Source organism: Erythrobacter oryzae (assembly GCF_030271515.1).
Lineage (GTDB): Bacteria > Pseudomonadota > Alphaproteobacteria > Sphingomonadales > Sphingomonadaceae > Erythrobacter > Erythrobacter oryzae.
The window spans coordinates 705,043-726,105 of the sequence record NZ_JASCXI010000003.1 but is presented as its reverse complement, the minus strand read 5'-3'; the positions used below and the strand labels follow the sequence as shown (position 1 = coordinate 726,105).

Below are 21,063 nucleotides of genomic sequence, written 5' to 3'. Positions count from 1 at the left end.
ATGAGCCGCAGGGGCCGCGCAAGCCGCCCCCACGCCGCTGGCCGACCCGTGGAGGACGCTTATCGAACCGGGTGCGCGCGCGCTAAGCGGCGGCGCGGGCGAGGCGCGCGCGGGCTTCGGCCTCGCCGATGAGGGGGAGCAGCTCGCCCATGTCCGGGCCGTGATCCATTCCGGTGAGCGCCTGACGCAGCGGCAGGAACAGCGGCTTGCCTTTGCGGCCGGTGCTATCCTTGAGCGCGGCAGTGAGGGCGGCCCACGGGTTGTCGCCCCAGGTGAGCGCGGCGGCAGCGGCGGCGAGGAAGGCCTTGTCCTCTTGCGAGAACTCCGGCTGGGTGATCGGGCCGGTCACGAGCCGCCACCATTCCGCCGCTTCGCCGATATGGGCGAGGTTCGGGCGCACCGCGTGCCAGCCGGCGGCATCCATGCCTGCGGGCAGGCGCTCAGCGACCGCCTCGAACGGCAGCTGGTGGACGATCCCGGCGTTGAGCCTGTCGAGATCCTCCTCGTCGAACTTCGCGGGCGCACGCCCGAAGGTCGCAAGATCGAAGCTCGCGGTCAGCGCCGCACGGTCCGCGATAGGCTCCACTGGCTGCGATGTGCCCAGCCGGGCGAGCAGCGCGATGATCGCCTCGGGCTCGATCCCGCGCTCGCGGAAGGCGTCGCAGCCGAGCGACCCGAGCCGCTTCGACAGCTTGCCCTCGCGCCCCACCAGCAGCGCCTCGTGCGCGAAAGCGGGGAGCGGTTTTGCTGCAGCAAATTGTGCAGCATAAAGCGCGGTAAAGATCTGAATTTGAACGGCAGTGTTTGACACATGGTCCTCGCCGCGCAGGACCTGCGTCACGCCCATGTCGATGTCGTCGACCGCGCTCGGCATCATGTAGAGCCACGATCCGTCAGCGCGGCGGATGACGGGGTCGGAGAGCTGCGCGGGGTCGAATTTCTGCGCGCCTCGGATGCCGTCCTCCCATGCGATGGGCTCCGCGTGATCGAGCAGGAAGCGCCAGTGCGGCTGGACGCCCTCCGCCTCCTTCGCAGCACGCTCGGCCTCGGTCAGCGCCAGCGCCGCGCGGTCGTAGATTGGCGGGAAGCCACGCGAGAGCTGGATCTTGCGCTTGACCTCGAGCTCCTGCGCGCTCTCGTAACAGGGATAGATCCGCCCCGCCGCCCGCAGCGCTGCGAAAGCCGCCTCGTAGCGATCGAGCCGCGCCGACTGGCGTTCCTCGCGGTCCCAAGTCAGCCCCAGCCACGTGAGGTCCGCGCGGATCGCCTCGACATAGTCCTCGCGGCTTCGCTCGGCATCGGTGTCGTCAATGCGCAGGATGAAGGTCCCGCCCGCCTGCCGCGCCAGCATCCGGTTGTGGAGCGCGGTGCGGATGTTGCCGACATGCAGCCGGCCGGTGGGCGAGGGGGCAAAGCGGGTGGTGGTCATGCCACGCGCGGTAGAGCGCCCCGCCCTCACCCGCAAGCGCTAGAGCGCGCGGATCTCGGCGTCGGCGAGGGCGAGCGCCGCCTCCCACAAGCGGTGCGCGCGCTCGGCCCTGACCAGCCCGTCAAGCGCGGCCTCGAACCCGCGCCGGTCGCCTTCGGCCGCCGCGTCGACGACCGCGCCGATGGTCGCCTCGTCATGGCTGAGCAGGCGGCAGCAGAAGCGCGAAACGGCAATGTTCTCGGGCCAGGTCGCGGCGATCGCCTGCGCCATGATCAGCGCCTTGGCCGCAACCTCGACGCTCCCGAGCCGCGCCGCGAGTTCGGGCACCGGATCGCGCCCTACCCGATCATGCACAGCGATCAGCCGGAGGGCGTGGATGAAGCGGCCCGCGATCGGCCCCAATCGTTCCACACGGGGCGGGGCAAGCAGCGCCGATATGGCCTTACGGGTGGCGGCGGAGGGGGCGTTTTTGGGGGGCATGATACCTCGCTTACGGTCAGATAGGGCAGCGTCTGTGCGCTCCCTTCTATTTAGTTGCGAGTGATTTGCAATAGCGATATTTTCGTCCTACCCCGACCTCACGCAGCCAGCGCCGCGACGGGCGCGAGCGCAACGCGATTGCGGCCCTCGCGCTTGGCCACATAGGTCGCGTCGTCCGCGCGGCGCAGCAGATCGTCGAGCGACCCGCCGACGCCCATCTCGGCGACGCCGATGCTGGCAGTGACCGGAGGCAACCCTTCCTGCACTTCCGCGCTCGCCGCCCGGATCGCATCGGCCAGCGCAAGCCCGGTCGCGGTCGAGCCTGACAGGAGAACGATGAACTCCTCCCCCCCGAGCCTTGCCAGAAGGGCGCCGGGCACCGCGGCGGTGGCGGCGCGCAGCAGACCGGCAAAATGCACGATCACCCGGTCACCCATGGCATGACCGAAGCGATCATTGATCTGCTTGAAGTGGTCGAGATCGACCGACACCGCCACGACATTGCCCCGCGCCACCAAGGCACCGCTGCGCGCGCGCAGGCCGCGACGGTTGAGCAGGCCCGACAGGGGATCGCGCTCCGCCAGTTCCAGCGCTTCGGCCAAAGCATGGCGGACCACCATCAACAGCAGCACCAGCCCGATTGTCAGCAGGGTGACCCCCGTCAGGGCCTGCGAGATGGGCGCGTAGCGCGACGCGGTATAGTCAGCGAGCGTCTGCCCCGCGCCCACACTTGCCGCGATCCACGGCTTTACCGCGAACTGCGCGCCAAGCAGCGTGAACATGACGCACAAGACTTCATGGAATCGTCCACGCGAGGGCAGGTGCCAGACGACGAAGGCGCCGAGCATGGCGGCGACAATGAACGGCATCTGGTAGGCAACGCCGTGCGCAAAGCTCGTCCGGTCCCATGTAAAGATCAGCGCCCGCAGCGCCAGCCCGCCCGCCATCACCAGCGCAACCATGCGCCATCCCGCAGGCTGTCCGTAAAACAGCCGAAGCGCGGGCGACATCAGCAGCAAGGCTGCCAGAAAGCCCGCATATCCGGTCCATTCGAGAAATTCGGGAAACGCAACAAACGGGATGAGCGCATCCGACAGCGGCTTCAGCGTGCCGACCCCATAGGGCAGCACAAACCACAGGGCCTTGCGCTGCCCGTCGATGCCAAGCGCAATCGCGGCATAGGCGCAGGCGAACAGCACCGCGATGGCCGTGTTGATCAGCAGGACGAAATGCGCAGCACCCATGAGCGCCCCTTACAGGCAGGGTATTTAAGGAACGATTGCGCGCGCGCCCCTTCGCCCCGCTTGCGCCCGCTCCGGAACGGGCGAGGCCGGATTCCCGCCGCAGAACGAAAAAGCCCCGCCAGAGCATAAGCTCGGGCGGGGCCCCTCGTGATGCCGCAAGGGCTCGGGCGGGAGCTTACTCCTCGCCGTCGTCCTCGACTTCGGCTGCGGGGGCGGAGGCCGCCATCGCGGCCATCGCGGCCTTCATCTTCTCTTCCGAACCGATCGCATCGGCGGCCGGTTCGACCTCGCGCTGACCCGAGGCAGCGAGCGCGTCCTGCTGGCGCTTCCACGCCGCCTTGAGCGCCGCATCACGGCTGTTGGCGGTGACGCGCAGGCGGTTCATGCCCGCGCCGGTACCGGCGGGGATGAGACGGCCGACGATCACGTTCTCCTTCAGCCCGATCAGCGTGTCCTTCTTCCCTTCGACCGCCGCCTGCGTCAGCACGCGGGTGGTTTCCTGGAACGAGGCCGCCGAGATGAACGAGCGGGTCTGAAGGCTCGCCTTGGTGATGCCGAGCAGCACCGGCGTGCCGGACGCGGGCTGCTTGCCCTTGGCCAGCTTGCCGTTGATCTCGAGCATCTCGGCCAGATCGACCTGCTCGCCCGGCAGCAGGGTGGTGTCCCCGCCGTCGGTGATCTCGACTTTTTGCAGCATCTGGCGAACGATCACCTCGATGTGCTTGTCGTTGATCTTCACGCCCTGCAAGCGATAGACTTCCTGGATCTCGTCGACGAGATACTCGGCCAGCGCTTCGACGCCCATCACCTCGAGGATGTCGTGCGGGTTGGGCGAGCCGGAAATCAAGGTGTCACCCTTCTTCACGTAGTCGCCTTCCTGCACGTCGATCACCTTGGTCTTGGGGATCAGGTACTCGACGGGTTCACCCTCCTCGGGGATGATCGCGATCTTGCGCTTCGCTTTGTATTCGCGGACGAATTCGATCCGACCCGAGATCTTGGCGATAACCGAGACGTCCTTGGGCATGCGCGCCTCGAACAGCTCGGCCACGCGCGGCAGACCGCCGGTGATGTCGCGGGTCTTGGCGGCTTCGCGGCTCGCACGGGCGAGAATGTCGCCCGCTTCGACCGTCTGGCCATCCTCGACCGACAGCGTCGTGCCCGGAGCGAGCATGTAACGCGCCGCTTCGGTCTCGCCGCTGCCTTCGGCGAGCAGGGTGAGCCGCGGACGAAGGTCTTCCTTCTTCTTGCGGCCGGTCGCCCGGTTCTCGGTCACCACGCGCTGGGCGATGCCGGTGGCATCATCCATCTGCTCCTCGAGCGTGACGCCCTCGGCCAGATCCTGATACTTCACCACGCCCGACTGTTCGGTGATGATCGGCAGGGTGAACGGGTCCCATTCGGCGAGACGATCGCCGATCTTGACCTGATCCCCGTCGCGGAACTTGATCACCGTCCCGTAAGGCACCTTGTGCATCTCGCGCTCGCGCCCCTCGGCGTCGATCACGGCGATTTCGCCGCTGCGCGACAGGCTGAGGATGCGGCCCATCTTGTCGGTGATGGTCTGCATCTCGCGATACTCGACCTTGCCGTCCGAGATGGCTTCGAGGTGCGACGTTTCGTTGAGCTGCGCCGCGCCGCCGATGTGGAAGGTCCGCATCGTAAGCTGGGTGCCGGGCTCACCGATCGACTGCGCCGCGATGACGCCGACCGCTTCGCCGATGTTGACCGGAGTCCCGCGGGCAAGGTCACGGCCGTAGCAGGTTGCGCAGACGCCCTGTTCAGCCTCGCAGATCAGCGGCGAGCGGATCTTGGCCGACTGGACTTCGGCCGCCTCGATCGCCTTGACCATCGCTTCGTCGAGCAGGGTGCCCGCCGGAACGATGACTTCGCCGGTCGCGGCGTTGAGGATGTCCTCCGCCACGGTGCGGCCGAGGATGCGCTCGCCGAGCGAGGCGATCACCGAACCGCCCTGCACGATGGCGCGCATTTCCAGCGCGTTCTGGGTGCCGCAATCTTCCTCGACGATGACGCAATCCTGCGACACGTCGACCAGACGGCGGGTCAGGTAACCCGAGTTCGCGGTCTTCAGCGCGGTGTCCGCGAGACCCTTACGGGCGCCGTGGGTCGAGTTGAAGTATTCAAGAACGGTCAGACCTTCCTTGAAGTTCGAGATGATCGGGGTCTCGATGATCTCGCCCGAAGGCTTGGCCATCAGACCGCGCATCCCGGCGAGCTGCTTCATCTGCGCCGGGCTACCGCGCGCGCCGGAGTGGCTCATCATGTAGATCGAGTTGATCTGGGCTTCCTTGCCCGTCTCGCTGTCGATCGGCTGCGCCTTGATCTCGGCCATCATCGCGTCGGCGACCATGTCACCGCACTTCGACCAGGCGTCGATCACCTTGTTGTACTTTTCCTGCTGGGTGATGAGACCGTCCTGGTACTGCTGTTCATAGCCAGCCACCAGTTCCTTGGTCTCCTCGACCAGCTTCTCCTTGGCGTCGGGGATGATCATGTCATCCTTGCCGAAGGAGATGCCCGCCTTGAACGCGTGGCGGAAGCCCAGCGCCATGATGGCGTCGGCGAACAGCACCGTGTCCTTCTGGCCGGTGTGACGATACACCTGATCGATCACGTCGCCGATTTCACGCTTGGTGAGCAGGCGGTTGATGATGTCGAAGGGCACCTTGTGGTTCTTCGGCAGGCACTCGCCGATCAGCATGCGGCCCGGAGTGGTGACGAAGCGCTTCATCGCCACCACGCCCTGCTCGTCGGCCTGCGGAACGCGGGCGATGATGCGGGTGTGGAGCGTGACCGCCTTAGTCTCCAGCGCCTGATGCACTTCAGCCATGTCGCTGAAGCGCGGCAGCTTCTCGATCTTGGTGCCGTCGGCTTCCTCGATGAATTCGGGGTGCTTCTCCTGCCGCTCCATCGAGAGGTAGTAGATCCCCAGAACCATGTCCTGCGAAGGCACGATGATCGGCTTGCCGTTGGCGGGCGAGAGGATGTTGTTGGTCGACATCATCAGCACGCGCGCTTCGAGCTGTGCTTCGAGGCTGAGCGGCACGTGGACCGCCATCTGGTCACCGTCGAAGTCGGCGTTGAAGGCCGAGCAGACCAGCGGGTGCAGCTGGATCGCCTTGCCCTCGATCAGCACGGGCTCGAAAGCCTGGATGCCCAGACGGTGCAGCGTCGGCGCGCGGTTCAGCAGCACCGGGTGTTCGCGGATCACCTCGTCGAGGATGTCCCAGACTTCCTTGCGCTCCTTCTCGACCCACTTCTTGGCCTGCTTGAGGGTCATCGAGAGACCCTTGGCATCCAGACGCGCGTAGATGAACGGCTTGAACAGCTCGAGCGCCATCTTCTTCGGCAACCCGCACTGGTGCAGCTTGAGTTCCGGCCCGGTCACGATCACCGAACGGCCCGAGTAGTCGACGCGCTTGCCGAGCAGGTTCTGACGGAAGCGGCCCTGCTTGCCCTTGAGCATGTCGGACAGCGACTTCAGCGGACGCTTGTTCGCGCCGGTGATGACGCGGCCGCGGCGGCCGTTGTCGAACAGCGCGTCGACCGCTTCCTGCAACATGCGCTTTTCGTTGCGCACGATGATGTCGGGCGCGCGCAGTTCGATCAGGCGCTTCAGACGGTTGTTGCGGTTGATGACGCGGCGGTAGAGGTCGTTGAGGTCCGAGGTCGCGAAGCGGCCACCGTCGAGCGGCACCAGCGGGCGCAGTTCGGGCGGGATGACCGGGATCACTTCGAGGATCATCCATTCCGGGCGGTTGCCGGATTCGATGAAGCTCTCGACGACCTTGAGGCGCTTGATGATCTTCTTGGGCTTCAATGCCGACTTGGTGGTGGCGAGCTCGTCCATCAGCGCTTCGCGCTCGGCTTCGAGGTCGAGCTGCATCAGCATGGTGCGCACGGCTTCGGCGCCGATGTCGGCGGTGAAGGCGTCTTCGCCATACTCGTCCTGCGCTTCGAGGAGTTCATCCTCGGTCAGCAGCTGGTACTTCTCCAGCGGGGTCAGGCCCGGCTCGGTGACGATGTAGCTTTCGAAGTAGAGCACGCGCTCGAGCTGCTTGAGCTGCATGTCGAGCAGCAGGCCGATGCGGCTCGGCAGCGACTTCAGGAACCAGATGTGCGCGACGGGCGCGGCCAGTTCGATGTGGCCCATGCGCTCGCGGCGGACCTTGGTCACCGTGACTTCGACGCCGCACTTTTCGCAGACGACGCCCTTGTACTTCATGCGCTTGTACTTGCCGCACAGGCACTCGTAGTCCTTCACGGGGCCGAAGATGCGCGCGCAGAACAGCCCGTCACGCTCCGGCTTGAAGGTGCGGTAGTTGATCGTTTCGGGCTTCTTGATCTCGCCATAGGACCACGAGCGGATGCGCTCCGGCGAGGCGATGCCGATCTGGATCTGGTCGAAGGTTTCGGGCTTCGCCAGCTGGTTGGTGAATTTGGTCAGGTCGTTCATGACTGTGTTCCCTTAGGGGGATGAATTTCGTTTGCGGCGGTGACGGGGGGCGCCCAATTGCCTTGGTCGCCCCCGCGCCCCTTATTCCGCTGCCTCCAGCATCTCGCCGTCGTCGTCCTCGTCGAGGATCGACTTCAGTTCGACATTGAGGCCGAGGCTGCGCATTTCCTTCACGAGCACGTTGAAGCTCTCCGGAATGCCGGCCTCGAAGGTGTCGTCGCCCTTGACGATCGCTTCGTAGACCTTGGTGCGGCCGACCACGTCGTCGGACTTCACCGTCAGCATTTCCTGCAAGGTGTAGGCCGCGCCGTAGGCCTGGAGCGCCCAGACCTCCATTTCCCCGAAGCGCTGGCCGCCGAACTGAGCCTTGCCGCCCAGCGGCTGCTGGGTGACGAGAGAGTAGGGGCCGATCGAACGCGCGTGGATCTTGTCGTCGACCAGGTGGTGGAGCTTCAGCATGTAGATGATGCCCACGGTCACCTTGCGGTCGAACGCCTCGCCGGTGCGGCCGTCATAAAGGACGCTCTGGCCCGAGGAATCGATCCCCGCCTTGACCAGCATGTCCGAAACGTCGGCTTCGCGCGCACCGTCGAACACCGGGGTCCCCATCGGCACACCGGCCGAGAGGTTGCCCGCCAGTTCCACGATATCCGCAGTCGAACGGCTTTCGAGGTCCTCGACATATTGCTCGCCGTAGATGTCCTTGAGGCGATCCAGCACGGCAGCGGGCGGCGCCACGTTGGCGTAGTCCGAAGCCGCGTTGGGGTTCGCCGCACGCCAATCCTCCAGCAGGCCCTTGATCTCGTGCCCGAGCGCGCGGGCGGCAAAGCCCAGGTGCGTCTCGAAGATCTGCCCGACGTTCATGCGCGAAGGCACGCCCAGCGGGTTGAGCACGAGGTCGACATGCGTCCCGTCGGCGAGGAACGGCATGTCCTCGATCGGCAGGATGCGGCTGATGACACCCTTGTTCCCGTGACGGCCGGCCATCTTGTCGCCCGGCTGGAGCTTGCGCTTCACCGCGACGAAGACCTTGACCATCTTGAGCACGCCCGGAGCCAGCTCGTCACCGCGCTCCAGCTTTTCCTTGCGGTCATGGAACTTGGCATCGATCAGCGCGACGGCTTCGTCGTACTGGCTCTTCACCGCCTCGATCTGCGCCTGACGGTTGTCATCGGCCACCGCGAACTTGAACCATTCGTGGCGGTCGACTTCGTCGAGCAGGCTCTCGGTGATCTCCACGCCCTTCTTCAGCCCCTTGGGAGCGGCCGAAGCGGTCTGGCCGAGCAGCATGTCGCGCAGGCGGTTGTAGGTCGCGCGGTTGAGGATGTTGCGTTCGTCCGCGGCGTCCTTCCGGAGGCGTTCGATTTCCTCGTTCTGGATCGCACGGGTACGGTCGTCGATCTCGATCCCGTGGCGGTTGAACACCCGGACTTCGACGATGGTGCCGGCAACGCCCGGGGGCAGACGCAGCGAGGTGTCACGCACGTCGCTCGCCTTTTCGCCGAAGATCGCGCGCAGCAGCTTTTCTTCCGGCGTCATCGGCGATTCGCCCTTGGGCGTGATCTTGCCGACGAGGATGTCACCGGGGTGCACCTCGGCGCCGATATAGACGATGCCCGCCTCGTCGAGGTTGCGCAGGGCTTCTTCGCCGACGTTGGGAATGTCGCGGGTGATGTCTTCCGGCCCGAGCTTGGTGTCGCGGGCCATGACCTCGAACTCCTCGATGTGGATCGAGGTGAAGACGTCGTCCTTCACGATGCGCTCGCTGATCAGGATCGAGTCTTCGTAGTTGTAGCCGTTCCAGGGCATGAAGGCGACGAGGCTGTTCTTGCCCAGCGCCAGCTCGCCGAGGTCGGTCGAGGGACCGTCGGCGATGATGTCGCCCTGTTCGATCACGTCGCCCACCTTCACCAGCGGACGCTGGTTGATGCAGGTGTTCTGGTTCGAACGCTGGAACTTCTGGAGCGTGTAGATGTCGACGCCCGACTGGCCGGGTTCGACATCGCCGATCGCACGGATCACGATACGGGTCGCATCGACCTGATCGACGATCCCGCCGCGCTTGGCCGCAATCGCAGCGCCCGAATCGCGCGCCACGGTCTCTTCCATGCCGGTGCCGACCCACGGCGCTTCCGCCTTGACGAGCGGCACGGCCTGACGCTGCATGTTCGAGCCCATCAGCGCGCGGTTGGCGTCATCGTTTTCGAGGAACGGGATCAGCGAGGCCGCGACCGAAACCAGCTGCTTGGGGCTGACGTCCATCAGCGTGATGTGCTCGCGCGGCGCCATCAGGTTGTCGCCGTTGTGACGCGCCGAGACCAGCTCTTCGACGAAGCTGCCGTCCGCCGTCAGTTCGGCCGAAGCCTGCGCAACCGTGTGCTTCTGCTCTTCCATCGCGGAAAGGTAGATCACGTCCGCGGTCACCTTGCCGTCCACCACCTTGCGGTAGGGGGTCTCGATGAAGCCGTACTTGTTGACGCGCGAGAACGACGCCAGCGAGTTGATCAGACCGATGTTCGGGCCTTCGGGCGTTTCGATCGGGCAGATGCGGCCATAGTGCGTCGGGTGAACGTCGCGCACTTCGAAGCCGGCGCGCTCGCGGGTCAGACCACCCGGCCCGAGCGCCGACACGCGGCGCTTGTGGGTGACTTCCGAGAGCGGGTTGGTCTGGTCCATGAACTGCGAGAGCTGCGAGGAGCCGAAGAACTCGCGCACCGCGGCGACCGCAGGCTTGGCGTTGATGAGGTCGTTCGGCATCACGGTGCTGACGTCGACCGAGCTCATGCGCTCCTTCACGGCGCGCTCCATGCGCAGCAGGCCGACGCGGTACTGGTTCTCCAGCAGCTCGCCCACCGAACGCACGCGGCGGTTGCCGAGGTTGTCGATGTCGTCGACTTCGCCCTTGCCGTCCTTGAGGCCGACAAGCTCCTTCACCACCGCGAGGATGTCTTCCTTGCGCAGCGTGGTGACGGTGTCCTCGCACTCGAGGCCCAGACGCATGTTAAGCTTCACGCGGCCCACGGCCGAAAGGTCATAGCGTTCAGCATCGAAGAACAGGCCTTCGAACAGCGCCTCGGCGGTTTCCTTCGTCGGCGGTTCGCCCGGACGCATGACCTTGTAGATCGCTTCCAGACCCTCGTCGCGGTTCTCGGCCTTGTCGGCCTTCAGCGTGTTGCGGATCCACGGGCCGGTGTTGATCTCGTCGATGTCGAGCAGCGGCAGGCGGTCGATCCCGGCCTTGTCGAGGATGTCGACATGCTCGAGCGTCACTTCATCGCCCGCTTCGATATAGATGCGGCCCGTCGACTCGTCGATCATGTCGGCGGCGGCATAGCGGCTGACGACTTCCTCGGTGGGAAGCAGCAGTTCGGAAAGGCCGTCCTTGGCCGCCTTGTTGGCAGCACGCGGGCTGATCTTCTGGCCGGCCGGGAAGACTTCCTCGCCCGTTGCGGCATCGACCAGCGCGAAGGTCGGCTTGGCGTTGCGCCACTGTTCGGCGACGAAGGGGATCTTCCACCCGTCCTTGGCGCGGTCCCAGGTAACGGTGTTGTAGAAGTAGCCGAGGATATCCTCGGCATCGAGGCCGAGCGAATACAGCAGCGCGGTGACCGGCAGCTTGCGCTTGCGGTCGATGCGGACGTTGACGATGTCCTTGGCGTCGAACTCGAAATCGAGCCACGAGCCGCGGTAGGGGATCACGCGCGCGGCGAACAGCAGCTTGCCCGAGGAGTGGGTCTTGCCGCGGTCATGGTCGAACAGGACGCCCGGCGAGCGGTGCATCTGCGAGACGATCACGCGCTCGGTGCCGTTGATGATGAAGGTGCCGTTCTCGGTCATGAGCGGCATGTCGCCCATGTAGACGTCCTGCTCCTTGATATCGAGGACGGAACGGGTTTCGGTTTCGCTGTCGACCTCGAACACGATCAGGCGCAGGGTCACCTTCATCGGGGCGGCATAGGTGATGCCGCGCTGACGGCACTCGGTGGTGTCGTACTTGGGCTCTTCGAGTTCGTAGTGCACGAAATCGAGCTCGGCGGTGCCGGCGAAGTCGCGGATCGGGAAGACCGAACGCAGGGTCTTTTCGAGGCCCGAGACATAGCCCGTGGCCTTGTCCGAACGCAGGAACTGCTCGTAGCTTTCGCGCTGAACCTCGATCAGGTTCGGCATCTGCACCACTTCGTGAATGTCACCGAAGATCTTGCGGATGCGCTTCTTGGCGGTCCCTTGCGCCTTGCGGCTGCGGGTGACGGGCGGCTTCGCCTTGGTTGCCATGAGGGAGTGGGCCTCTTCCGTTGGGCCGCGCGAGGATGCCGCGCGGGAGTAAAAATCGCTGTCGTTCCACGCGAAAAAGCGGCCATTCCAACGCACAAAAGCCGCACGCCAGACTCCGCATCTGAAGCGGTGTCGGCAGCAGCCTCCCGGTGTCCGTCGCGTAAATGGCCTTCGCCGCTTCCATCCTGAGGCCGATTCCCGCGCATGAATCAGCCTTGCTCGAAGCGAGTGCGAGGGGCGCATGTAGGAGTGGCCTCGCCCCCTGTCAACCGGAGCGGAAACCCGCACTCCGGCCGCGGCAAGAAAGGCCTTGCGCTCGGGCGGCGGATGGATTGAACCACCGCGCATGACCGCCAAGCCGACAGACCATCGCCAGCCGCTCGCCAACCCGGCGGATTTTCTGGCGACAGGGCTGGAGCTGGCCGAGAGCCAGGCGGGCGCCCTGGCGATTGCGCTCGCGGAGCGGGCGCTGGCGGCGCATCCGGGCGATCCCTTGTGGCAGGCGATCGCCGCGAGCGTGCTGCGCGCCGGAGTCCCCGAATTCCACATCAGGATGCTCCACGACCGCCGCCGCAACGCCGCCTACCGCGCCGCAATCGAACGCATGGCGCCGGGCCGCCGGGTGCTCGATATCGGCACCGGATCGGGCCTCTTGGCGATGATGGCGGCGCGCGCGGGGGCGGAGCGGGTCTACGCCTGCGAGGAAAACGCGATGCTCGCCGCCGCCGCGCGCAAGGTGATCGCCGCCAATGGTCTTGCCGAGCGCATCACCGTGTTCGACCGCCATTCGGGCCAGCTCGACCGGATGCGCGATTTGGATGGCGGGGTCGATCTGGTGGTGTCCGAGGTGTTCGACCACGGCGTGGTGGGCGAAGGGGTTCTGGCCTCGCTCGCCCATGCCCGCGCCGAGCTGGCGGTGCCCGGCGCGCTGTTCCTGCCGGAAAAGGCGAGCCTGATGGTCGCGCTCGCCGAATTCGCCGCGCCCGCGGACAGCGTCGGGCTGGTCGAGGGGTTCGACCTCTCCGGCTTCACCCCGCACTTGAACCCGCGCCGCCATGTCTTCGCCGACGACCCTGCGCTCGCCCTGCGCAGCGAACCTTGCGCGCTGCTCGACTTCGACTTCGGCGCGGGCGATCCGCCGATCAGCGTCTCGGCCACCGCCGCGCTGGTCAGCACCGGCGGGCCAGTGAGCGGGCTTGCCCAATGGCTCCACCTGACCTTCGCTGCGGACATCACCTACGAGAACCGCCCCGGCAGCGGGGCCGATCTCCACTGGGCGATCAATCTCGCACCCTGCGCCCCGCACCGGAGCCGCCCCGGCGACCGCTACCGCGCCGGCGCCTGGTACAGCGATGCCGACCTCGCGAGCTGGGTGGAAGCGGTGCAGCCAGATTGAATATCGGGAAGACCAATATCGTTTTTCAATATTATTGATTGACGATATGCCACGAATCGGATTAGAGAGCATTTATCGAATCACGATGTGCCCTCTAAAGGAAAACGATATGACCCGCTTCGCCAACACCGCCCTTGCCGCCTGCGCCGCCTTCGTCCTGACCCTCGGCTCGATCGGCGCGATCGTCACCGTTCCCCCTGCGCAGGCCGAGACCCCGACGGCCTTCGAACTGCCTTCGGTCGCCTGATCCGGCCCTTCGCGAAAGGAACTGTCCGATGAAGTCCCCCGGAAACGATCTGCTGCTGCTGGCAGGAAAATCGCTGACCCTGCTGATCCAGGGCGTCATGGCGCTCGCCGCCGGAGTGGTCGCACTCGTTGCGGTGACACTGCCCTTCGTGCAGGACACCATCAACACCGAGATGCGGGCCGAATTCGGCCCCGACATCACCGCCATGCCCGTCGCCACCGTGCTCGGCTTGCTGGCGGTGGTTTGCGCTCTGTGCGTTCTGGTGTTCCTGTTCTTCGGCAAGCTGCGCGGCATCATCGATACGGTCGCCTCCGGAGACCCCTTCGTCCCCGAGAATGCTGACCGCCTCAATGCCATGGGCTGGATCCAGATCGCCATCACCGCGCTGTCCTTCGTCGCCACGGGTGTGGCTGCCTTCGTCGCCCATTGGGCCAGCCAGTTCAGCGAGGTCTCGATCAAGGACGACTTCGATCTCGACGTGGCGCCGGTGCTGCTGATCCTCACCCTCTTCATCCTCGCCCGCGTCTTCCGCCACGGCGCGGCGATGCGCGAAGACCTCGAAGGGACCGTGTGATGCCCCCCAGCAACGACGACCTCGAAGGAGCCCGCATCATGGTCAAGCTCGATGACCTGCTCTACGCCCGCCGCATGACGCTGACCGAACTGGCCGACCGGGTGGGGCTGACGCTCGCCAACCTGTCGATCCTCAAGACCGGCAAGGCCAAGGCGATCCGCTTCTCCACCCTCGCCGCGATCTGCCGCGAGCTGGAGTGCCAGCCGGGCGACCTGCTCGGCTATCAGGCGGACTGAATCTTTTTGGAGAGGGGCCGGGGCAGCGATGCCTCGGCCTCTTCGCATTCAGTCGGAGCGCACCTTGCCCATCACCAGCGCGGCAAAGGCCAGCAGCAGGATCGCGCCCGCTTCGAACACCACGTTCTCCGCCTGCATGTCCTTGCCCTGCAGCACGATCAGCCGCGCGATGGCGGTGATGGCGATGAAGATCGGGAAGACGAAGGAACTCGCCTTGCCGGTGTAGAACACCGCGATCATCGCGATCACCTCGGTGTAGAGAAACATCAGCAGGATATCGGCGAGCACGATGCTGCCGCGCTGATAGACCGCCGCGACTTCCGCCCCCGCCGCACCCAGCGTCATCAGCGCGGCGACCATCAGCAGCCCCTGCTCGATGAAGCGCAGCGCGCGGCCTGCCGGGTTGGCAGCGGCGGGGGACTCGGCGGGGTCGGGTGCGTCCATCGCTGCGTTCTATACCCTGGGAGCGCGACAAACCAGCGACTTGCCGCGCCATAGGGGTTGATCCGCGCGCCCATCGCAGCCCGGGCCTTGCGGACAATCCGCTTGACTTGTGCGTCCCCGTGGCTATTGGCCCCGCCCGATCCTTTCGAGGATCATCCGTCCGAGACAGTTGGTGACCGGAATGTGCCGGTCTTAATTTCCAGCCTAGACGGGGAAACGAGATTTTCGCGCGGGGCCTGCGACATCGCAGACGCCGCGCTCGTGCCGATGGCACACCCTCCTTCCCTATCGACGGACTCGCCCGTGTCGGAGCCTCGGCTGCGGCATGGACAAACGTAGCCGGTCGTCCGGGAGCCATCCCGGTCGGCCAAATGTGAAGGAGTATGGCATGGATCGTTCGCAGAAAGCCGACGCGGTTGCCCAGCTCAATGCGGTCTTCAACGAGGTTGCCGTGGTGGTCGTCACCCGCAACCTCGGCATGACGGTGGCCCAGTCCACCGACCTGCGCGGGAAGATGCGCGATGCTGGTGCGTCCTACAAGGTTGCGAAGAACCGTCTCGCCAAGCTCGCCCTCGAGAACACCGACTATGTCGGGCTCGGTGACATGCTCACCGGCCCGGTCGGGCTGGCTTGGTCGCATGACCCGGTCGCGGCTGCCAAGGCCGCTGTCGATTTCGCCAAATCGAACGACAAGCTCGAAATCGTCGGCGGGTCGATGGGTTCGGTCGTGCTCGACGAAGCCGGCATCAAGGCGCTTGCCACGATGCCCAGCCTCGACGAGATGCGCGCCAAGCTCATCGGGCTGGTCAACGCCCCGGCGACGAAGATCGCCCAGGTCGTTACCGCTCCGGCCGCCAAGGTCGCCCGCGTGTTCGCCGCCTATGCGGACAAGGACGCAGCGTAAGAGACGTTTTTCGCCAGACGAAACAAATCCCTGGGGCAAATCCGCCCCGCCACAATTTTGGAGTGAACCATCATGGCCGATATTGCCAAGCTTGTTGAAGAACTTTCGAAGCTGACCGTGCTCGAAGCCGCCGAACTCGCCAAGGCGCTTGAAGAAGCGTGGGGCGTGAGCGCCGCTGCTGCGGTTGCCGTTGCCGCGCCCGCCGCCGGCGGCGATGCCCCGGCTGCCGAAGAGCAGACCGAATTCGACGTCATCCTGACCGGCGACGGCGGGAAGAAGATCCAGGTCATCAAGGAAGTCCGCGCCATCACCGGCCTGGGCCTGACCGAAGCCAAGGCGCTCGTCGAAGGCGCGCCGAAGGCCGTCAAGGAAGGCGTCAACAAGGCCGAAGCCGAAGAAATCAAGAAGAAGATCGAAGAAGCCGGCGGCACCGTCGAGCTCAAGTAAGCTCTTCTGCCACCGATCTTCGGATCGACGCGAAAAGGGGGCGGCGCCAGCGATGGCGTCGCCCTTTTTTTAACCTGTTTCCGGTAGCTTGGCGCGATGCGAGGCGAACGCGAAAAGCAGATTTTCCGCGAGACCCAGGGCGCGCGGATCTCGCGCTGGGTGCGCGACAGCGAGGCCGGGTGGCTGTTCTACGGCCCGGACGGCACGCCCTATCACATCCTCTCGGACGAAGCCCGCAGGCTCGAGGCGGAGGGCAACGCCTTTGTCGAGCGCGTGCTGGGCCCGGGCTTCGTGCCGGTGCCGGGCCCGGGCATGGCGATTGTCGCCGTCATCGGCATACCCTTCACGCTGACCTTCGCGGTGCCCGCCAGCTGGGTCGCGGTCGTGGTTCCGCTGGTGCTGATCCTTACGATCGGGCCGCTGATCGGGCTCAATATCGCCAATGATGTCCTCTACGAGGTCACGCTGCGGCGCTGGCGGCGTGCGGTGGCCGCCCGGCTCTCGGCCCGCGGTCGCGGCGGGGTTCCCCAACCGGTCGCCACCAAGCACCGGCGCTACAACCTGTTCCTGTTCGCGTGCCTGCTGGCGACCTTCGCTGCTCTCGCGACGCTGGTGCTGGTCATGGCAGGGATACTGGATGACAGCTTCTACCTGCTCCACCTCGGATTCCTGATGCTGGCGATCGCGGCGAGTCCCGCCGCGCGCCGGGTCGACGACACCCACCGGCGCCGCAAGTGGTTCGACTGACTCGAAATTTTTTTTGAGCGCGCGGATTGATCGCAAAATCGGTGCAGCGGCGCAAAAGCGAAGCCGCCGCGCCCTCGGGAGAGGGGCGATGAGTTGCAGATGGTGCAACCGCCCCGAAGCCGTACGATGTATAAATCCGACATCCTATCGATGGTTAACTAACTTTACACCATGTCAATAACCCGTAGAGTCGGGACAGCAGTTGCGAGTCGCAGGCTTCTGCCACGCGGTTGAAAAACCGGTCGCTGAAGTGCTCGCAGCCCGACTTGGGGGGGAATATGTTGAACTGGAGGCTTGGCCTGCTGGCGTGCGCGCTGGCCTACGGCGCACCCGTTGCGGCCCAGGATATTACCTACGAGCCGGTCAGCCCGACTTTCGGCGGCAATCCGTTCAATTCGCAGCACGTGCTGGGCGTCGCCAACGCCAATAACGACTTCCGCGACCCGCGCGCCTCGAGCAGCAATTCGCAGGCCGACATCTTCGCCCGCCAGCTGCAATCGCGGCTGCTCTCGGCGCTGTCCTCGCAGATCGTCGATGCGATCTTCGGCGAGAACCCGCAGGAATCCGGTACGATCAGCTTCGGCGGCCAGACCATCGAATTCACCCGGTCGCTCGAGGAAGTGACCATCATCATCCGCGACGACGCGACGGGCGAGGAAACCCGCATCGTGGTGCCGCTGTTCATCGACGTGGGTGGCTGACACCCATGACCAGGATCCTCCGTCTTGCCCTGCTGGCGCTCGCCGCTGCCCCGCTCGCCGGGTGCATGAGCATGCCGCAGGACGGTCGCAACTCGCTGGCGACCACCACCAGCCTCGCCTATTTCCCGAAGAAGACCCAGACGCAGACCCTACTCAACCAGCTGCCCGCGCCCCAGCGCCCGGTGGCGATCGCGGTCTACGGCTTCACCGACCAGACCGGGCAGTTCAAGCCGACCGAAACCGGCCAGACCCTGTCGCGCGCGGTGACGCAGGGGGCGAGCTCGATGCTGGTGCGCGCGCTACAGGATGCAGGCAGCCGCCAGTGGTTCACCGTGGTCGAGCGCGAGCGGCTCGATAACCTCTTGAAGGAACGCCAGATCATCGGCGAGATGCGCAAGCGCTATCTCGGCGAGCAGGAGGTCGATCCCCAGGCGCTGCCCGCGCTGCTGTTTGCGGGCGTGCTGCTGGAGGGCGGGATCGTCGGCTACGACACCAACACCGTCACCGGCGGGGCAGGCGCGGCCTTCCTCGGCATCGGCGCGCGGACCGAATACCGGCAGGACACCGTCACGGTCTACCTGCGCGCGGTCTCGGTGCGCACCGGCGAGGTGCTCGCCAACGTGACCACCTCCAAGACCATCGCCAGCCAGGCCATCGGCGCCAATGCGTTCAAATTCGTCGCCTTCCGCGAGCTGCTCGAGGCCGAGGCCGGGATCACCTCGAACGAGCCCGATCAGGTCGCGCTCCAGCAGGCGATCGAGAAGGCGGTCTACGGCCTCGTGCTCGAGGGTGTGGAGCTCGATCTGTGGCGGTTCGAGGACATGGTGGCGGCCCAGCCGCTGCTCGCCGCCTACCGCGCCGAGCGTGACGGGAAATATGATGCCAGCGACATCCAGCAGGCGCTCAAGCGGGCGGGTTCGCTCACTGCGCTGCGGGTGGTCGATGGCGAGCCTTTGGAGGACAAGCGGCGGGACGGATCGTAACGCTGACGAGATTTTCCTTGCGGCCGTGACGGTCCCAAGGGGGGTGATGGCTCTCAAGGTGCGGCAACACCGAAGGGGCTGAAAAACAAAGCACGCAAAGGAGCGGCAACTCCGATGCGCGCGAGGCAAGGTATGCGATAACCTGTATGGCCCGGCGTCTGTGTGCGCCGTGGCCGGTGCTCGGTATCGCCTATCGTACAGGCGGATGCAACACATGAATGCCGAGCGGCTCATGACCGATCATTGCCACCCCCTCGCAGCGGACCCGCGTCCGCGTGCGGCAGCGGGTCATGGCGCCGATCGCTCCCCGCCTGCGCCTCGCCAAACCCGAACCCGAATTCACGCATCCGCGGCGCACGAACGCCGCGGGGGCTGGAACGTGTCGCACATCATCACAAAAACAGAAGGTTCCGCGTAATGAAGAAAGCCATCAAGGCCAGCGTATCGCTGATCGCGCTGTCGCTGGCGGGCGCCGCGCTGGCGCAGGGCGTGCCCAACACCTCGACCGTCAATCAGGGCGGCTCGGGCGGCAACGTCGGCGTCACCCAGGGCGGCACCGGCACCAACACCTCGACCGTCAATCAGGTCGGCTCGGGCAACACCGCCACGGTCGAACAGAGCAGCACTGCGGGGGGCGCCAACAGCTCGACCGTCACCCAGACCAGCGCCGCCAGCGGCAGCGATGCGACAGTCGACCAGACCGGTGAAGGCAACACCAGCACCGTCACCCAGGACGGCGACGACAGCGACGTCGACGTGACGCAGGACGGCACCGATAACGTCTCGCAGGTCTCGCAGAACGCGCTCCTGTCGAGCACCGTCGTCAACCAGAACGGCAACGCCAACTTCTCGAACGTCGGCCAGACCGGCGACAACGCCGACATCACGATCACCCAGACCAACACCGATGGCGGCATCGACGGGAACGACAGCTTCGTCACCCAGAGCGGCGACGATGCCTCGGTCACGGTCGGCCAGAACGGTCAGGGCAACATCTCGAACATCACCCAGACCGGCAACGCCTCGCTGACCAATGTCTCGCAGTCGGGCGCGAGCAACAGCGCGACGGTCTCGCAGGGCGGGATCGGCGCCGATGCCTTCATCACCCAGACGGGCACCAGCAACACCTCGATCCTCGGCCAGACCGGGCTGGATTCGCGCACCGAGGTCATCCAGGACGGCACCGGCAACTTCGCGGGCGTCAACCAGTCGGGCCGGGATTCGCGCACCCTGATTGACCAGGGCGGCACCGGCAACGCCGCGGGCGTCACCCAGAGCGGGCGCAATTCGCGGACCAACATCACCCAGGACGGCACCGGCAACCTCGCCGGGGTCAACCAGAGCGGGATTGGCTCGCGCAACACGATCACCCAGAACGGCACCACCAACACCGCCGGCCTCACCCAGTCCGGGCTCAACGCCGTGGCGGTGATCAGCCAGAACGGCACGGGCAACGTCTCCAGCGCAAGCGAGACCGGTGCGGAATCGGATCTCGCGGTGACCCAGCTGGGCACCACCAACAGCTCGAACATCACCCAGAACGGGTTCGGCTCGGAAGTCGACATCTTCCAGAACGGCACCAGCAACGTGTCGCTCGTCACCGGCACGGGGATCGGGTCGAACATCGATGTCCAGCAGACCGGCAACCGCAACAACAGCACGGTCAGCCAGGCTGGCGGCCTGCTTGACGGCCTGACCAACGCCACCGTGGTGCAGAGCGGCGACGATAACGTCTCGACCGTCTCGCAGCTGGCGGGCGTCGCTGACGTATTCGTCAACCAGAACGGCACCGCCAACTTCTCGGACGTCTACGGCGTGGCGAATGCCTCGGACGCGACGGTCAACCAGACCGGCACCGGCAACCGCTCGGAAATCGACCAGAATGCCACCCGTCTGGGCAATCCGGTGTTCAGCATCCCGGCGGTGGAGAACCAGAGCACGCTGGTTACCCAGAATGGCGTGAGCAACACCTCGCGGGTCGAGCAGTTCGGCATCAATCAGGTCGTCGAAGTGACCCAGATCGGCGACGGCAACGTCAGCGGTGCGCCGGCCGGTGCGACCGGGATCACCCAGGTTGGCCGCAACCAGACCGCGCGCCTGCGTCAGGAAGGCGACGGCAACAGCTCGGTGATCAGCCAGGGTGTCTCGGGCAACCCCGGCTTCGTCAACGCCGCGTCGAGCAACGGCAACACCGCCAACGTCACCCAGTCCGGGGACCAGGGCAGGTCGAGCGTCACCCAGACCGGCAACGGCAACCTCGCCTCGCTCGATCAGGACGGCCTGCTGAACGAGTCCACCATCATCCAGGTCGGCAACGGCAATACCGCCGCCGTGACCCAGGGTGATGTCGGCAACGTCTCCACCATCACCCAGACCGGCACCGGCCACATCGCCAACGTCTTCCAGAACCAGCCGTAACCACACGGGGGGAGAGCGGACCAACCGCCCTCCCCCGCCGCTCGGGAAGGGAAAGGGCGCAGTC

16 protein-coding genes are annotated in these 21,063 nt (G+C 65.7%); 10 read left to right on the top strand and 6 right to left on the bottom strand.

What is annotated here, in order from left to right:
- Window positions 1-82: 82 nt before the first annotated feature.
- The 5 genes from gltX to rpoB form a co-directional block, all read right to left on the bottom strand.
- Window positions 83-1,429, bottom strand: a complete 1,347-nt coding sequence (gene gltX, locus PFX90_RS12375; protein ID WP_285712803.1) for a glutamate--tRNA ligase — start codon at window positions 1,427-1,429, stop codon at window positions 83-85.
- A 39-nt stretch (window positions 1,430-1,468) separates the two neighbouring features.
- The gene (locus PFX90_RS12370; RefSeq protein WP_285712802.1) at window positions 1,469-1,909 is read right to left on the bottom strand and encodes a DNA-directed RNA polymerase subunit beta'; all 441 of its coding nucleotides are present in this window, start codon (window positions 1,907-1,909) and stop codon (window positions 1,469-1,471) included.
- A gap of 98 nt (window positions 1,910-2,007) precedes the next feature.
- Window positions 2,008-3,108, bottom strand: a complete 1,101-nt coding sequence (locus PFX90_RS12365; protein WP_285712801.1) for a GGDEF domain-containing protein — start codon at window positions 3,106-3,108, stop codon at window positions 2,008-2,010.
- Between the two features lie 220 nt (window positions 3,109-3,328).
- A complete protein-coding gene (rpoC, locus tag PFX90_RS12360; RefSeq protein ID WP_285712799.1) occupies window positions 3,329-7,630 on the bottom strand; it encodes a DNA-directed RNA polymerase subunit beta' in 4,302 nt (1,433 codons plus the stop codon).
- A gap of 81 nt (window positions 7,631-7,711) precedes the next feature.
- Window positions 7,712-11,902: a DNA-directed RNA polymerase subunit beta gene (rpoB, locus tag PFX90_RS12355; protein ID WP_285712798.1), complete on the bottom strand. Its 4,191-nt coding sequence runs from the start codon at window positions 11,900-11,902 to the stop codon at window positions 7,712-7,714.
- A 346-nt stretch (window positions 11,903-12,248) separates the two neighbouring features.
- Here rpoB and PFX90_RS12350 point away from each other — a divergent pair, with 346 nt between their 5' ends.
- The 4 genes from PFX90_RS12350 (at window position 12,249) to PFX90_RS12335 (ending at window position 14,355) form a co-directional block, all read left to right on the top strand.
- On the top strand, window positions 12,249-13,298 hold the full coding sequence (locus PFX90_RS12350) for a 50S ribosomal protein L11 methyltransferase (protein WP_285712797.1): 1,050 nt from the start codon (window positions 12,249-12,251) through the stop codon (window positions 13,296-13,298).
- A gap of 109 nt (window positions 13,299-13,407) precedes the next feature.
- Window positions 13,408-13,545, top strand: coding sequence for a hypothetical protein (locus PFX90_RS12345; protein ID WP_285712796.1), 138 nt, complete (start codon window positions 13,408-13,410; stop codon window positions 13,543-13,545).
- A gap of 28 nt (window positions 13,546-13,573) precedes the next feature.
- The gene (locus PFX90_RS12340) at window positions 13,574-14,119 is read left to right on the top strand and encodes a DUF2975 domain-containing protein (RefSeq protein ID WP_285712795.1); all 546 of its coding nucleotides are present in this window, start codon (window positions 13,574-13,576) and stop codon (window positions 14,117-14,119) included.
- Window positions 14,119-14,355 (top strand): helix-turn-helix domain-containing protein, encoded by a 237-nt coding sequence (locus tag PFX90_RS12335; RefSeq protein WP_066527346.1) that lies wholly within the window; start codon window positions 14,119-14,121, stop codon window positions 14,353-14,355. Before PFX90_RS12340 ends, PFX90_RS12335 begins: the two co-directional genes overlap by 1 nt.
- Window positions 14,356-14,403: 48 nt before the next feature.
- Here PFX90_RS12335 and PFX90_RS12330 read toward each other — a convergent pair whose 3' ends face one another.
- On the bottom strand, window positions 14,404-14,799 hold the full coding sequence (locus PFX90_RS12330) for a phosphate-starvation-inducible PsiE family protein (protein WP_285712794.1): 396 nt from the start codon (window positions 14,797-14,799) through the stop codon (window positions 14,404-14,406).
- 388 nt (window positions 14,800-15,187) lie between these two features.
- Here PFX90_RS12330 and rplJ point away from each other — a divergent pair, with 388 nt between their 5' ends.
- The 6 genes from rplJ (at window position 15,188) to PFX90_RS12300 (ending at window position 20,999) form a co-directional block, all read left to right on the top strand.
- Entirely contained in the window at window positions 15,188-15,703 is a 516-nt protein-coding gene (gene rplJ, locus PFX90_RS12325; protein WP_066527352.1) for a 50S ribosomal protein L10, read from the top strand.
- Window positions 15,704-15,775: 72 nt separating this feature from the next.
- Window positions 15,776-16,150, top strand: a complete 375-nt coding sequence (gene rplL, locus PFX90_RS12320) for a 50S ribosomal protein L7/L12 (RefSeq protein WP_285712791.1) — start codon at window positions 15,776-15,778, stop codon at window positions 16,148-16,150.
- A gap of 96 nt (window positions 16,151-16,246) precedes the next feature.
- Window positions 16,247-16,897, top strand: coding sequence for a hypothetical protein (locus PFX90_RS12315; RefSeq protein ID WP_285712790.1), 651 nt, complete (start codon window positions 16,247-16,249; stop codon window positions 16,895-16,897).
- 278 nt (window positions 16,898-17,175) lie between these two features.
- Complete coding sequence (locus PFX90_RS12310; RefSeq protein ID WP_285712788.1) at window positions 17,176-17,598, top strand: curli assembly protein CsgF; 423 nt, start codon at window positions 17,176-17,178, stop codon at window positions 17,596-17,598.
- 5 nt (window positions 17,599-17,603) lie between these two features.
- The gene (locus tag PFX90_RS12305) at window positions 17,604-18,581 is read left to right on the top strand and encodes a CsgG/HfaB family protein (RefSeq protein ID WP_285712785.1); all 978 of its coding nucleotides are present in this window, start codon (window positions 17,604-17,606) and stop codon (window positions 18,579-18,581) included.
- Between the two features lie 417 nt (window positions 18,582-18,998).
- On the top strand, window positions 18,999-20,999 hold the full coding sequence (locus PFX90_RS12300) for a beta strand repeat-containing protein (protein WP_285712784.1): 2,001 nt from the start codon (window positions 18,999-19,001) through the stop codon (window positions 20,997-20,999).
- The last annotated feature ends 64 nt before the right edge of the window (window positions 21,000-21,063 follow it).

Bases quoted from the DNA above. Each gene is read 5' to 3' on its own strand.
- PFX90_RS12305 (WP_285712785.1), top strand. From the start codon at position 17,604: ATGACCAGGATCCTCCGTCTTGCCCTGCTGGCGCTCGCCGCTGCCCCG.
- gltX (WP_285712803.1), bottom strand. From the start codon at position 1,429: ATGACCACCACCCGCTTTGCCCCCTCGCCCACCGGCCGGCTGCATGTC.
- PFX90_RS12300 (WP_285712784.1), top strand. From the start codon at position 18,999: ATGAAGAAAGCCATCAAGGCCAGCGTATCGCTGATCGCGCTGTCGCTG.
- rpoC (WP_285712799.1), bottom strand. From the start codon at position 7,630: ATGAACGACCTGACCAAATTCACCAACCAGCTGGCGAAGCCCGAAACC.
- PFX90_RS12340 (WP_285712795.1), top strand. From the start codon at position 13,574: ATGAAGTCCCCCGGAAACGATCTGCTGCTGCTGGCAGGAAAATCGCTG.
- rplL (WP_285712791.1), top strand. From the start codon at position 15,776: ATGGCCGATATTGCCAAGCTTGTTGAAGAACTTTCGAAGCTGACCGTG.
- rplJ (WP_066527352.1), top strand. From the start codon at position 15,188: ATGGATCGTTCGCAGAAAGCCGACGCGGTTGCCCAGCTCAATGCGGTC.
- PFX90_RS12310 (WP_285712788.1), top strand. From the start codon at position 17,176: ATGTTGAACTGGAGGCTTGGCCTGCTGGCGTGCGCGCTGGCCTACGGC.
- PFX90_RS12330 (WP_285712794.1), bottom strand. From the start codon at position 14,799: ATGGACGCACCCGACCCCGCCGAGTCCCCCGCCGCTGCCAACCCGGCA.
- PFX90_RS12350 (WP_285712797.1), top strand. From the start codon at position 12,249: ATGACCGCCAAGCCGACAGACCATCGCCAGCCGCTCGCCAACCCGGCG.
- rpoB (WP_285712798.1), bottom strand. From the start codon at position 11,902: ATGGCAACCAAGGCGAAGCCGCCCGTCACCCGCAGCCGCAAGGCGCAA.
- PFX90_RS12345 (WP_285712796.1), top strand. From the start codon at position 13,408: ATGACCCGCTTCGCCAACACCGCCCTTGCCGCCTGCGCCGCCTTCGTC.
- PFX90_RS12335 (WP_066527346.1), top strand. From the start codon at position 14,119: ATGCCCCCCAGCAACGACGACCTCGAAGGAGCCCGCATCATGGTCAAG.
- PFX90_RS12315 (WP_285712790.1), top strand. From the start codon at position 16,247: ATGCGAGGCGAACGCGAAAAGCAGATTTTCCGCGAGACCCAGGGCGCG.
- PFX90_RS12370 (WP_285712802.1), bottom strand. From the start codon at position 1,909: ATGCCCCCCAAAAACGCCCCCTCCGCCGCCACCCGTAAGGCCATATCG.